This window comes from Williamsia sp. Leaf354, assembly GCF_001424365.1.
Taxonomy (GTDB): domain Bacteria; phylum Actinomycetota; class Actinomycetes; order Mycobacteriales; family Mycobacteriaceae; genus Williamsia_A.
This window is the reverse complement of sequence record NZ_LMPL01000001.1, coordinates 862,710-876,126: the sequence shown is the minus strand read 5'-3', so window position 1 is coordinate 876,126 and position 13,417 is coordinate 862,710. Positions and strand designations below refer to the sequence as shown.

Annotated in this window: 12 protein-coding genes; 6 read left to right on the top strand and 6 right to left on the bottom strand. The window is 68.0% G+C overall.

Annotated features, from left to right (window positions below):
• Positions 1-49: 49 nt before the first annotated feature.
• Both ASG12_RS04225 and ASG12_RS04220 read left to right on the top strand, forming a co-directional pair.
• On the top strand, positions 50-1,675 hold the full coding sequence (locus ASG12_RS04225) for an ABC transporter permease (protein WP_082501620.1): 1,626 nt from the start codon (positions 50-52) through the stop codon (positions 1,673-1,675).
• Positions 1,672-2,745, top strand: a complete 1,074-nt coding sequence (locus ASG12_RS04220; RefSeq protein ID WP_082501619.1) for an ABC transporter permease — start codon at positions 1,672-1,674, stop codon at positions 2,743-2,745. The genes ASG12_RS04225 and ASG12_RS04220 overlap by 4 nt, the downstream gene beginning before the upstream one ends.
• Here ASG12_RS04220 and ASG12_RS04215 read toward each other — a convergent pair.
• Positions 2,714-3,331, bottom strand: coding sequence for a hypothetical protein (locus ASG12_RS04215; protein ID WP_055785556.1), 618 nt, complete (start codon positions 3,329-3,331; stop codon positions 2,714-2,716). The two genes, ASG12_RS04220 and ASG12_RS04215, sit on opposite strands and share 32 nt — an antisense overlap.
• Before the next feature lie 135 nt (positions 3,332-3,466).
• Here ASG12_RS04215 and ASG12_RS04210 point away from each other — a divergent pair, with 135 nt between their 5' ends.
• On the top strand, positions 3,467-5,170 hold the full coding sequence (locus ASG12_RS04210; RefSeq protein ID WP_055787609.1) for a dipeptide ABC transporter ATP-binding protein: 1,704 nt from the start codon (positions 3,467-3,469) through the stop codon (positions 5,168-5,170).
• A gap of 126 nt (positions 5,171-5,296) precedes the next feature.
• Positions 5,297-7,270, top strand: a complete 1,974-nt coding sequence (gene acs / locus ASG12_RS04205) for an acetate--CoA ligase (protein ID WP_055785553.1) — start codon at positions 5,297-5,299, stop codon at positions 7,268-7,270.
• Positions 7,271-7,320: 50 nt separating this feature from the next.
• Here acs and ASG12_RS04200 read toward each other — a convergent pair whose 3' ends face one another.
• Positions 7,321-7,755 carry a cyclophilin-like fold protein gene (locus ASG12_RS04200; protein ID WP_156377910.1) on the bottom strand — a complete coding sequence of 145 codons (435 nt, stop codon included), beginning with the start codon at positions 7,753-7,755 and terminating at the stop codon, positions 7,321-7,323.
• Positions 7,756-7,835: 80 nt separating this feature from the next.
• Complete coding sequence (locus ASG12_RS04195; RefSeq protein ID WP_055785547.1) at positions 7,836-8,603, bottom strand: glucose 1-dehydrogenase; 768 nt, start codon at positions 8,601-8,603, stop codon at positions 7,836-7,838.
• 103 nt (positions 8,604-8,706) lie between these two features.
• Between ASG12_RS04195 and ASG12_RS04190 the strand changes: the two genes are divergently transcribed.
• A complete protein-coding gene (locus tag ASG12_RS04190; RefSeq protein WP_055785546.1) occupies positions 8,707-9,645 on the top strand; it encodes a helix-turn-helix transcriptional regulator in 939 nt (312 codons plus the stop codon).
• Here ASG12_RS04190 and ASG12_RS04185 read toward each other — a convergent pair.
• Together ASG12_RS04185 and ASG12_RS04180 are read right to left on the bottom strand one after the other, a co-directional pair.
• Positions 9,606-10,007, bottom strand: a complete 402-nt coding sequence (locus ASG12_RS04185) for a MerR family transcriptional regulator (RefSeq protein ID WP_055785543.1) — start codon at positions 10,005-10,007, stop codon at positions 9,606-9,608. The two genes, ASG12_RS04190 and ASG12_RS04185, sit on opposite strands and share 40 nt — an antisense overlap.
• Positions 10,007-11,518, bottom strand: a complete 1,512-nt coding sequence (locus ASG12_RS04180; protein ID WP_055785540.1) for a SulP family inorganic anion transporter — start codon at positions 11,516-11,518, stop codon at positions 10,007-10,009. Before ASG12_RS04180 ends, ASG12_RS04185 begins: the two co-directional genes overlap by 1 nt.
• A 215-nt stretch (positions 11,519-11,733) precedes the next feature.
• On the opposite strand from ASG12_RS04180, the gene nhaA reads away from it, so the two are divergent.
• A complete protein-coding gene (gene nhaA / locus ASG12_RS04175; RefSeq protein ID WP_055785537.1) occupies positions 11,734-12,864 on the top strand; it encodes a Na+/H+ antiporter NhaA in 1,131 nt (376 codons plus the stop codon).
• Between the two features lie 23 nt (positions 12,865-12,887).
• Here nhaA and ASG12_RS04170 read toward each other — a convergent pair whose 3' ends face one another.
• Entirely contained in the window at positions 12,888-13,394 is a 507-nt protein-coding gene (locus ASG12_RS04170; RefSeq protein ID WP_055785534.1) for an SRPBCC family protein, read from the bottom strand.
• Positions 13,395-13,417: the final 23 nt, after the last annotated feature.

Below are 13,417 nucleotides of genomic sequence, written 5' to 3'. Positions count from 1 at the left end.
GCCCTCCGCCGGTCGATGATCGGCCCCATTCCTCGAGAGTTCACACACCATGTCGACAGCAACGTCGGATCCCGCAGACACCACCGCCGGGATCTCGCCCACATCGGCGCGTTGGTCGCCGAGGCGACTCCTTCGCAGTCCAGCGTTCTACTTCGTACTCCGCCGACTCGTCACGAGCTTCTTCGTGCTGCTCGGCGCGACGTTCCTGATGTACATGCTCACCGTGTGGTCGGGCGACCCGCGTCAGAACTTCGAGAGCTTCCCCGCCGCCATCCGCGACAACAAGATCGCGGCGGTCACCCGGGCGTTGGATCTGGATCAGAACGTGATCCTGCGGTATCTCAACTGGTTACGCGGCGCGGGTGGCTGTTTCGTCCCCGGTGTGTCGTGTGACCTGGGCAAGACCATCGACGGCACGCAGGTGACCGCGGTGCTCGGCAACGCGATCAGCACCACGCTCCGCCTGGTGATCCTGGCGCTGTTCCTGGCCGTGGTGCTCGGTGTGATCGTCGGCATCCTCTCGGCGCTGCGTCAGTACAGCGGCTTCGACTACACGATCACCTTCGCCTCGTTCCTCTTCTACTCGCTGCCCATCTTCTGGGTCGCGGTGCTGCTCAAGGAGTTCGGCGCGATCAAGTTCAACAACTGGCTCGCCAGCCCCACCATCCCGATCTGGGTGAGCGTGGTGGCGGGCGTGCTGGTCGGGTTGGTGCTGTCCGGGGTGATCGGCGGCAACGGACGCAAACGCGCCATCGCCTTCGGCGGGTCGCTCGTGGTCGTCGTCGCAGTCCTGCAGTACTTCTCGGCTGTCGACTGGTTCGCGCGCCCCGCCCTCGGTGTCGGACTGATCCTGGTGCTGTCGCTGCTCATCGCGCTGGCGGCGACATCGCTGACGGCCGGCCTGGCCGCCCGTCCGGTCCTCTCGTCGGCGGTGATCACCGCCGTTCTCGGGACGATCATCGGGCTGGTCCTGCAACCGGTGCTGCGCAATCCCGCGATCAGTTTCCTGGTGGTCCTGCTGATCATCACCGTGATCGTCTCGGCGGCCGTCGGATGGTTCGTCGGTGGCGAGGAGTACCGCAGCCCCGCGGTGCGCGCGGCGGTGTTCACCGGGATCGGTACGGGCCTCATGGTGCTTCTCGACCGGGTGCTCAGCAACTTCGCCCGGTTCTCCGACAAGAAGTTCGGTCGCCCCATCCCGACCGTGGGTGACTCCACCCCCAACTTCAGCGGCAACACCTGGCAGCACTTCCTCGACCTCACCACGTCGCTGCTGCTGCCGACCACGGCACTGATCCTCATCAGTTTCGCGAGCTACACGCGCTACACGCGCGCGTCGATGCTGGAGGTGATGAACCAGGACTACATCCGCACCGCACGCGCCAAGGGCCTCACCGAGCGAACCGTGGTGATGCGCCACGCCTTCCGCAACGCGCTCATCCCGCTGACGACCGTCGTCGCCTACGACTTCGCCGCCGTCCTCGGCGGCGCGGTCATCACCGAGAACGTCTTCGGGTGGAAAGGGATGGGCACGCTGTTCATCTCCGGGCTCAAGGACGTGAACCCGAACGTGGTCATGGCGTTCTTCCTCGTCACCGGTACCGCGGCCGTGGTCTTCAACCTGCTCGCCGACTTGCTGTACACCGCACTCGATCCGAGGATCCGGCTCCAATGACGACTCCGATCACCCCGTTCGACCCATCGGTGCCCGCCCACACCGGGCCGCCGACACCCGAGGCCGACGAACCGACCACTGCCGCACAATCGCAGAGCTCATTGGTCTACCGACGTTTCGTCCGCCACCGCGGTGCGATGGTGGGCGTCGCCATCCTCGTCCTGACGATCGTCCTGGTCTACAGCTCGATCGGGTGGGCAGGCATCCCCGGATGGTGGAAGTGGGACTACACGAGTCCGTCGCCGACGGTGAACGGCGGACACCCCACCTATCGCTTCCCGTTCCACTTCGGTTCGCATCCGTTCGGGCAGAACTCGATCGGCATCGACTACTTCGCGCTCACGATGCGCGGTGCCCAGCAGTCGATAGTGGTCGCCTTCGTCGCCGGGCTCACCTCGACCGTCGTCGGCACCGTCGTCGGTGCCGTCGCCGGCTACTTCCGCGGCTGGACCGAGGCGATCCTCATGCGCTCGACCGACGTCGTCATCACGATCCCCGTGATCGCGATCGCCGCGACCCTCGGCGCGAAGTTCGGTCAGTCCGGCGTCGTCATCATCGGACTCGTCATCGGACTGGTCGGGTGGACGTCACTGGCACGTGTCGTGCGCGGCGAGTTCCTGCTGCTGCGCGAACGCGAGTTCGTCGACGCCGCCCGCGTCGGTGGCGCATCGTCGATGCGCATCATCTTCCGGCACATCCTTCCCAACACCGTGGGCGTCATCGTCGTCTCGGCGACGTTGATGACCGCCACGGCGATCCTGTTGGAGACGTCGCTGTCGTATCTCGGAGTGGGCGTGCGGAGCCCGGACACCTCCCTGGGGCTTCTCATCACCGAGAACCAGGCCGCGTTCACCACGCGCCCGTGGTTGTTCTGGTGGCCCGGTCTGTTCATCGTGATCATCGCGTTGACCGTCAACTTCATCGGCGACGGTCTCCGCGACGCCTACGACCCACGGCAACGAGACATCCCGAAGGTGCGCTGGTACGAACGCCTCCTGGGACGAACCGCCAAGCCACGACTCGACGACACGTCCGATGTCACGCCACCAGAACAGAACCCACCGTCGTGACTATCCCCGCCACCACGAGGAGAATCGACGCGACGTTCCACTGCGCTCGAACCCCGGTGATCGGGAGGTCGTCGAGAACGCCTGCCGCCCGGGCTGATTCCCATCTCCTCCGGAGCACCGCGGCGGCGTCGCCGGATCCCGAACCCGGCAGGTCGCCCGGCGCCACGGTGCCGTCGGCACGGATGGCCGAGCGCGGGACCGCGCCCGCCTCGGGACGTCGGCGCCCCTCCCTCGCCCCGAGAACGTGGTCGCGCCCACCCGGCGCGGGGGCCGACCACGCCACGACGGTCTCGTGCGCCGTCTCGACGGTCAGCGCGAACTTGGTCGCGACATCGACGATCGACTGCAGGTCGACGACGAAGGTCCGTAGCGGGTTCACGACCGTGATCGCCGAATCATCGACGCGCACGTGCGGATTGGCCAGCAACAGCCACGCGGCCGACGCCACGAGGACCATGGGTCCCGCCACCGACAGCCCGGGAAGCACACCGAGGGTGAACCCGTACACCGTCGAGGCCGCCGCGATGACCCACAACACGCACGCCGTCACCAGCGCACCGCGCGGCCGGATGGTCACCGTCTCCATCCGACCATGCTCTCACCGGGCGCGCCACCAGCACACCAGCGAGGATCACCCATGTTCGATCTGACCACCCTGCTCCGCGGCAGACCCGCAGATTCCTCCGACATCCTCGCCGGCGGCGCAGGCGCCGACGGTCCGATCCTCGAGGTCAGTGGACTCACCGTCGACTTCTGGACGCAGAAGGACTGGTTCCGCGCCGTCGACACCATCGACTTCACCCTCGCCCGGCGCGAGGTACTGGCGATCGTGGGCGAATCCGGCTCGGGGAAGTCGACCACCGCGATGGCGATGCTCGGCCTGCTCCCGGCGAACGCGCGCGTGGGCGGGAGCATCTCGCTGCGCGGACACGAGCTGGTGGGCGCCAAACAGTCCACGGTCCGATCCGTGCGCGGTAACGACATCGCCGTCATCTTCCAGGAGCCGATGACCGCGCTGAACCCGGTGTACACCATCGGTTTCCAGATCGCCGAGGTCATCCGCAGCCACCGGCAGATGACACCGAAGGCCGCGCGGGTCCGCGCGATCGAGCTGCTCGACATGGTCGACATCCCCGAACCCGGTCGACGGGTCGACTCCTTCCCGCATCAGCTCTCCGGTGGACAGCGGCAGCGCGCGATGATCGCGATGGCCCTGGCGAACGAGCCGGGCCTGCTGATCGCCGACGAACCGACGACCGCGCTCGACGTGACCGTGCAGGCCGAGATCCTGGAATTGATGCGCGACCTCCGCGACCGCATCGACGCGGGCATCCTGCTGATCACCCACGACATGGGCGTCGTCGCCGACATCGCCGACCGGATGCTGGTGATGAAGGACGGTGTGGTCGTCGAGTCGGGGACCGCGCTCGACATCTATCAGTCCGCGTCCGACCCGTACACGGTCTCGCTGCTCGAGGCCGTCCCCCACCTCGGCACGCACACCGACACCGACGGTGTCGCGACGGAGCCTGATCCATCGGTGACGGGGACGCCGGGCGCTGTGGGCGCCACCACGGAGACCGCCGCCACGGGCGCCGACCGTGTACTCGACATGCGGGCCACCGTCATCGAGTACCCCGGCCGCGGCAGCGCTCCCGCGTTCCGCGCGGTCGACGAGGTAACGCTCCACATCGACCGATCCGAGGTGGTGGGTCTGGTCGGGGAATCCGGTTCGGGCAAGTCCACGATCGGCCGCGCCGTCGTCGGGTTGCTCGCACCGACCGGCGGGGAGATGGACGTCGTCGGGACGTCGATGATCGATCCCGACCGCCGTCGCCTGCAGGCCATCCGCGACGACGTCGCCATCGTCTTCCAGGACCCGGGTTCGTCGTTGAACCCACGATTCCCCGTGGGTGACTCCATCGGCGAACCACTCCGACTCAAGCGCAAGATGCGCGGCGGGGCGCTCGATCGGAAGGTCGAGGAACTCCTCGACCAGGTTCGGTTGTCGTCGACGATGCGCAACCGCTATCCCCACGAGCTGTCCGGCGGCCAGCGCCAGCGTGTCGGTATCGCACGGGCGCTGGCGCTCGAGCCCACCCTGCTGGTGGCCGACGAACCGACCTCGGCGCTCGACGTCTCGGTGCAGGCGACGGTCCTCGAACTCTTCGCCCAACTGCAGCGTGAACACGGTTTCGCGTGCTTGTTCATCAGCCACGACCTCGCCGTCGTCGAGCAGGTGTCCGACCGCATCGCGGTCATGCGCAACGGGCGGCTCGTGGAGGTCGGCACCACCGAGCAGGTGTTGACCTCGCCGCAGGCCGACTACACGAAGAAGTTGCTGGCCGCGGTACCCGTACCGGATCCGGTCGCGCAGGCGCAACGCCGCGAGCGCTGGCTCGCCGACGGCGCCGGTGGGCGCTGACGCAGGTCATCACCACCGCCTGCAACGCGATCCCAACGTGACTACCCTCACCATGGAAGACGCGAGGAGCACCGACGACGGGGTCACCTCCCCTGCGCGGTGGAAGAGAAAGGTGATCGACACACCATGTCCAGCGCTACCGATCAGTCCACTGCAGCAGGCGAGCCCGAACATCAGGCCGCCTACCCGCCGCCCGCGGAGTTCGCCGCGAACGCGATCGCGCAGGCCGGTCTCTACGACGAGGCCGACGCCGATCGGCTGGCGTTCTGGGCCAAGCAGGCGCGTGAGCTGCAGTGGGAGACCGACTTCGCCGACACGCTCGACTGGTCGAACGCGCCGTTCGCGAAGTGGTTCGTCGGCGGCGAGCTGAACGTCGCCGCCAACTGCATCGACCGTCACGTCGACGCAGGCAACGGCGACCGGGTGGCGATCCACTGGATCGGTGAGCCCGGCGACAGCCGCGACATCACGTACTCCGACCTGCTCGCCGAGGTGAGCAAGGCCGCCAACTACTTCACCGACATCGGTCTCGAGCCGGGCGACCGCGTGGCGGTGTACATGCCGATGGTCCCCGAGGCCATCGTCACGATCCTCGCCTGCGCGCGCCTGGGCCTGCCGCACTCGGTGGTGTTCGCCGGGTTCTCCGCCGGCGCCCTGCGCTCCCGGGTCGACGACGCGTCGGCCAAGCTCGTCGTCACCACCGACGGGCAGTACCGCCGCGGCGAGCCCGCACCGCTGAAGTCCGCGGTCGACGAGGCGCTCGGCACCGGCGACGACGCCGCGAAGTCGGTCGAGAAGGTGTTGGTGGTCAAGCGGACCGGCCACGATCCCGACCTCAACTGGGTCGACGGCCGCGACGTGTGGTGGCACGAGACGGTCGCCGAGGCCGCAGACACCCACGCCTACAAGGCTTTCGACGCCGAGCACCCGCTGTTCCTGCTCTACACCTCGGGCACCACCGGCAAGCCCAAGGGCATCCTGCACACCTCCGGCGGCTACCTCACCCAGATCAACTACACGTTCCGCAACGTGTTCGACCATCGCCCCGAGAGCGACGTCTTCTGGTGTGGCGCCGACATCGGCTGGGTGACCGGGCACAGCTATCTCGTCTACGGTCCGCTGTCGAACGGTGCGACCGAGATCGTCTACGAGGGCACCCCGAACTCACCGAACGAGCACCGGCACTTCGAGATCATCGAGAAGTACAAGGTCTCAACGTATTACATCGCGCCGACGCTGATCCGTACGTTCATGAAGTGGGGTCGCGAGATCCCCGACGCGCACGATCTGACCTCGATCCGCCTGCTGGGCAGCGTCGGTGAGCCGATCAACCCCGAGGCGTGGCGCTGGTACCGCGACGTGATCGGCGCGAACCGCAGCCCCATCGTCGACACCTGGTGGCAGACCGAGACCGGCGCGATGATGATCTCGCCGCTGCCGGGTGTCACCGAGACCAAGCCGGGTTCGGCGATGCGTCCGCTGCCGGGCATCAGCGCCAAGATCGTCGACGACGACGGCAACGCGGTGGCCGACGGCGAGCAGGGGTACCTCGTGCTCGACGAGCCGTGGCCGGCGATGCTGCGCGGCATCTGGGGTGATGACGAGCGGTTCAAGGAGACCTACTGGTCCCGCTTCGCCAAGCAGGGGTGGTACTTCGCCGGTGACGGCGCGCGCTACGACTCCGACGGCGCCCTGTGGGTGCTCGGCCGTATCGACGACGTGATGAACGTGTCGGGGCACCGCATCTCGACCTCCGAGGTCGAGTCGGCACTGGTGAACCACCACGGTGTCGCCGAGGCCGCGGTGATCGGTGCCTCCGACGAGACCACCGGTCAGGGCATCGTCGCGTTCGTGATCCTGCGCGGCAGCACCACCGACACCGGTGACGAGCTGATCAAGGAGCTCAAGGCGCAGGTGTCGAAGGACATCTCCCCGATCGCGAAGCCCCGCGAGATCTACGTGGTGCCCGAGCTGCCGAAGACCCGCAGCGGAAAGATCATGCGGCGACTGCTCAAGGACGTGGCCGAGGGCCGCGAACTCGGTGACACCTCGACGCTGGTCGATCCGACGGTGTTCGAGAACATCCGCAAGAAGAAGTAGGGGACTGACTCGAGGGGTCGGTGTCGTCGGCACGGGCCCGATCCTCGGCGTCAGCAGTCGAGTTCGACGGTCACGGTGACCGCACCGGTGGCCGTGGCCACGACGCCATCGGTGTCGGTGAACCGCCCCAGGGCGGCGATACCGGGGAAGTATCCGACGTCGCCGTAGTAGAAGACGAGCACCCGGTCGGGGGCGTAGTAGCCCAGCGTTCCCGGCTCGGGATCGGCGCCTGCGGGCATGTCCACCATCGGCAGCGCCGGGATCTCGGCGGTCTTCTCGACACCGCCGTAGTCGGTGGCCGCGACCGTGATCGGCAGCCGGTCACGCAACGCACGCGCCGCCGGGCTCGTGTCGAGCGACCCGGTGAGCATGGTTCCACCGAAGCGGATGCGGATCGGGGTCGATGTCTCTGACCCGGCGCACGCCCGAGGCCCGCCGGCGGTGGGCGTCGAGGTGGTCGGGCTCGTCGGTTCGGGTTGTGTCACCTCGGATCCCGTTCCGGAGGCGCATGCGCCGACCGCGAGCACGGCGAGGAGAAGTGTGGCAGAGCCGTTGATGCGCACGGTCAGAGGCCCACGGTCTGGCCGCCGTCGACGACCATCGCGTGCCCGACGGTGAAGGCGGCGAGCGGTGAACACAGCCAGAGCACCGCCGACGCGATCTCCTCGGGCCGGCCCATGCGACCGATCGGTTCCTGGGCGATCACGCGCGCCCGTCCCTCGGGGGTGCCGCCGGAGAACCGGTCCATCATCGGGGTGTCGATGATGCCCGGGCAGATCGCATTGATCCGCACACCCTGATCGGCGTAGTCGAGGGCTGCGGACTTCGTCATCCCCAGCATCCCGTGTTTCGCTGCGGCGTAGGCGCTCTGGCCGCGGATACCGATCACCCCTGCTCCCGAGGCGGTGTTGACGATCGCCCCTCCGCCGTTCGCCAACATCAGCGGGATCTCGTGCTTCATCGAGAGGAACGTCCCACGCAGGTCGACGTCGATGACGCGGTCGAAGTCGCTGTCGGTGATGTCGGCCAGCGCGGTCACCGGTTGCTCGACCCCGGCGTTGTTGAACGCGATGTCGAGCCGTCCGAACTCCGCGACGGTCGACTCCAGCGCACTCACCACCGAACCGGCATCTGTCACGTCGCAGTGCACCGAGAGGGCGCGACCACCCGCGGCGCGCACGAGGTCGGCGGTCTCGTCGGTGGAACTGTCGTCGATGCCGGTGCACACCACCGACGCCCCCTGCTCGGCGAACGCGACGGCCGTGGCCCGACCGATTCCCGTGCCCGCTCCGGTGACGATGACGACCTTGTCCGCGAAAAGATGTTCTGTCATGGATCCACCACAGCACCGGTCGCGGGGCGTGAGGGAGTCCGTGATGATCGGGGTACGCGCAGGGACTCCCTTCGCGCCGCACGGCGGTACTAGCGTCGTCGCCATGGGTGTCGACAACAAAGCCGAGGTCCGGGCCTTCCTGACCTCACGTCGGGCCAAGATCTCGCCGGCCGCGGTCGGACTCCCGGCCGGGACGAATCGTCGGGTCGCAGGCCTGCGGCGCAGCGAGGTCGCGGTGCTCGCCGGGGTCAGCGTGGAGTACTACACACGGCTCGAACGCGGCTCGATCAGCGGTGCCTCCCCCGAGATCCTCGACGCGATCGCCCGCGCGCTGGTGCTCGACGACGCCGAGCGCGCCCACCTGTTCGACCTCGCGCACGCCGCCAGTCCGGTCGCGCGACCGCCGCGCCGCCGCACCACCCGCACCTGGCAGGCGCACAGCAGCCTGCAGTGGACCCTGGACGCGATCACGGCCGGACCGGCGTTCGTCCGCAACGGCCGCATGGACATCCTCGCCGTCAACCCGCTCGCGCGCGCCTTCTACAGCGACGTCTTCGACATGCCGGGCGCACCACCGAACATTGCCCGCTTCACCTTCCTCGACGACCGGGCGGCGACCTTCTACCCGGACTGGGATCTGTTCGCCGAGGTCACCGTGGCCATCCTCCGCACCGAGGCCGCCCGCGACCCGCACAACAAGGAGCTCCACGACCTCATCGGCGAACTCTCCACGCGCAGCGAGGAGTTCCGTCGGCAGTGGGGCCGGCACGACGTCCGCCACCACGGCACCGGGTCGAAGACCTTCCGCCATCACGTGGTCGGTGAGATGACACTGGCCTACGAGGGCCTCGAGATGGCCGCCGAGCCCGGGCTCACACTCACCATCTACGCCGCCGAGCCCGGGTCGTCCTCCGAGCAGGCGCTACGACTGCTGTCCTCCTGGGCGGCAACAGAATTCCCGACCGACGGCATTGCGCATCCGGCCACGAGCCGAGGCCGCGCTCAGTCGCCGCCCGGGCCGGGGGCGAACTCCGACAACTGAGCGGTGAGCTCACGCGCATAGTCGAGCTGGATCGACAACTTCTCGCACGCCTGGGTGGCCCGGGTGTGACAGTCGGCGAGATACGTTCGCGCGGTGTCTCTCTCGGCCTCGGTGCATCCCGGGTCGTCGAGGACGGCCAGCGATCGGAGCAGCTCCCCCATCTCGTCGAGGGTGAAGCCGAGGGGTTTCATGCGGCGGATCGCGAACAGCCGGTCGACGTCGGCGTCGGTGTAGAGCCGGAAACCACCGGCCGACCGCGCCGACGGTGCGACGAGACCCACCTCGTCGTAGTGGCGAATGGTCTTGATCGACAGTCCCGTCCGCTCGGCGACCTCGCCGATCTGCAGGTGCGTCCCCGACATCAGTGGGCGCCGCTCAACGTGCCGGTGAGCCGCGAATGCCGCTGTGCGCTGGCAGCGTCGAGACCGACGATGGTCACATCGGTGCCCTTCGCCGCGTATCTGGTGGTGATGGCGTCGAGGGTCGCGACCGTCGACGCGTCCCAGATGTGGGCGTCGGCCAGGTCGATCACGACGTTCGCGGGATCCCCGACGTAGTCGAACTGATAGATCAGGTCGTTGCTGGAGGCGAAGAACAGTTGGCCCCGCACCGCATAGACGCGCGTGTCGGGTGCATCGTCGGGACCGGTCACGTCGACGACCTCGGTGAGATGGGCGACGCGACGGGCGAACAGCACCATGGCGGTGAGGGTTCCGGCGCCGACACCGTAGGCAAGGTTGCCGGTCGGCACCGTGACGACGACGGTCACCAGCATCACCAGGGTCTCGCTCTTCGGCATCCTTCGCAGCGTCGACGGCGTGATGCTGTGCCAGTCGAAGGTGCCGACCGAGACCATCACCATCACCGCGACGAGCGCCGCCATCGGGATCAACGCGACGATGTCGCCGAGCCCGACCACGAGGATCAGCAGGAAGACGCCGGCGAGGAACGTCGAGATGCGGGTGCGCGCACCGGAGACCTTCACGTTGATCATCGTCTGGCCGATCATGGCGCAGCCACCGAGACCGCCGAAGAACCCGGTGACGATGTTCGCCACGCCCTGCCCGGTGCTCTCCCGCGTCTTGTCGGAGTGCGTGTCGGTGATGTCGTCGACGAATTTGGCCGTCATCAGCGATTCGAGCAGACCGACGATCGCCATGGTCACCGCGTACGGCGCGATGATCGACAGCGTGTGCCAGGTGTAGGGCACGTCGGGGATGAGGAAGGCCGGCAGGCTCGAGGGCAGGTCACCCTCGTCGCCGACGTTCGGCACCTGGTTCCACCCGAACGCCACAGTCGCCGCCGTCAGCAGCACGATCGCCACCAGCGGAGCGGGGACGATCGAGTTCAGGCGCGGCAGGAACACCATGATCGCGAGCCCGACCGCGACCATCGGGTAGACCAGCCACGGCACCCCGAACAGGTGCGTGAGCTGCGCGATGAAGATGAGGATCGCCAGGGCGTTGACGAACCCGACCATCACGCTGCGCGGGATGAACCGCATCAGCTTCGCCACACCGAGCAGCGCGAGGACGATCTGGACCACACCCGCGAGGATCACCGCGGCGATCAGGTAATCCAGACCGTGGTCGGCGACCAGTGGTGCTACGACCAGGGCCACCGCGCCGGTCGCGGCGGAGATCATCGCGGGGCGGCCGCCCACGATCGAGATGGTCACCGCCATGGTGAACGACGCGAACAGCCCGACACGCGGATCGACGCCGGCGATGATCGAGAACGAGATGGCCTCGGGGATCAACGCGAGCGCGACGACGAGTCCGGCGAGGACCTCGGTGCGCAGTCGCGACGGCGAGCGCAGCGCGGCGAGCACCGACTGGTCGCGGGCAGGATCGGAGACGATCGACGTGGGCATCTGGCGAACCCTACCCTCCCTGGAGGGGAGAGTGTAAATGCGTGGTCGCTGTCATGATCGCGTTAAGATCGGTCCCGGTGCGCCGGGAAGTCTGGTCGGCAACAGCTCAGTCGACCCCGCGATCAGTCAGGATCCCCGCCATCACCTCGTCCCGCCTCTCCCCGCCCTCTCCGAGCGATTTCGCCCGCTACCTGCGCACCGAGACGTTCGGCGGCATGATCCTGCTCGCCGCGGCGGCCGTCGCACTGGTGTGGGCGAACTCGCCATGGTCCGACGCGTACCTCACGCTGCGCGACACCCACGTCGGTACCGATGTCCTCGGACTCGATCTCACCGTCGGACACTGGGCGCAGGAGGGACTGCTCGCGGTGTTCTTCTTCGTGGCGGGTCTCGAACTGAAACGCGAGATCGTCCTCGGGGAGCTGTCGAGCCTCAAACAGGCGATCCTGCCGGTGGTCGCGGCGGTCGGTGGCGTGGTGGTTCCCATCGTGATCTGCATCGCGATCGGTTGGGACACACCGGGAATCGACAAGGCCTGGGCGATCCCCGCGGCCACCGACATCGCGTTCGCGCTCGGCGTGCTGGCGCTGGTCGGGTCACGGATCCCGTCGAGCGCGCGGGTGTTCCTTCTCGCGCTCGCCGTGGTCGACGACCTGATCGCGATCGCGATCATCGCCGCGGTGTTCACCGAGTCCCTCGACCTCGTGGCGCTGGCGGTGGCCGCAGTGGCGATGGCGCTCTACTGGTGGTGCCAACGCCTGCGCATCACCACCCGGTTCGTCTACATCCCGTTGGCGGTCGTCACGTGGGTCGCGGTCTACAACGCCGGCATCCACGCCACCATCGCCGGCGTCGCGCTCGGGCTGCTGACCCGGGTGCGACCCGACCCGGGCGAGGACTGCGCGCCGGGGTCGCGGCTCGAGCACCGCATCCAACCGATCTCGGCCGCGATCTGCGTCCCGCTGTTCGCGCTGTTCGCGGCGGGGGTGCCGATCAGCCCTCCGGTCGTCGGCGAGCTGTTCACCGACCGCATCGCCATCGGCATCATGGTGGGTCTCGTGGTCGGCAAGACGATCGGCATCTTCGGGACCAGTTGGCTGTGCATCCGGTTGCGACTCGCCGCGAAACCCGAGGGGTTCTTCGTGCGCGACCTGCTCGCGGTCGCCATCCTCGGTGGTATCGGGTTCACGGTGAGCCTGCTGATCGCCGACCTGGCGCTACCGCCCGACGAAGCCGAACTCGCCAAGGCGGCAGTCCTTCTCAGCTCGATGGTCGCGTCGCTGCTCGGCGCCGCGGCCCTCATCCGCCGCGGACGGGTGCACAGTCGCCTGCTCGACGACGCTTGAGCCGCCACAGGACCCGAACGTGCTCAGGCGAGCTTCGCGAAGTGCTTCACCGTGTCGGTGCGGAAGGTGCCCAGCGCGGGCTTGCTCACGACCGACAGCCCCGGCAGCTTGGCCAGCGGGCCCGCCGGTTCGATGGCGAAGGCCCACGTGAGCCGCGATCCGAGTCCGGAGGGGACCACCTCGGTCAGCTCGCCGAAGCGTCGCAGTCCGGGGACGTTCGCGGAGACGACGGTGAACGCGTTGCGGTAGGTGCCCGCCTCGGCGTCGGCCTCCCAGACGAAGAACCGCTCGTTGATCTTCACCAGGCCGGGTGCCAGTTCGGCGGTCCGGGTGGTCCCGACACCGTGCGGTTCCGGCGAGGTGAACGTGACCTTCTTGATCATCCGGCACCAGTCCAGGGTGTTCTGGCGCGTGAGTTCGGCCCACGCGACGTCGGGCGTCACCGGCAGGTCGACGGTGAACCGGTAGGCCACCGGCGCCCGGTGGAAGAAGGAGACGTCGTCGATGGGTTGCAACTGATGCTCGGCCATCGGGCGAGCCTAACCTCAGCGGT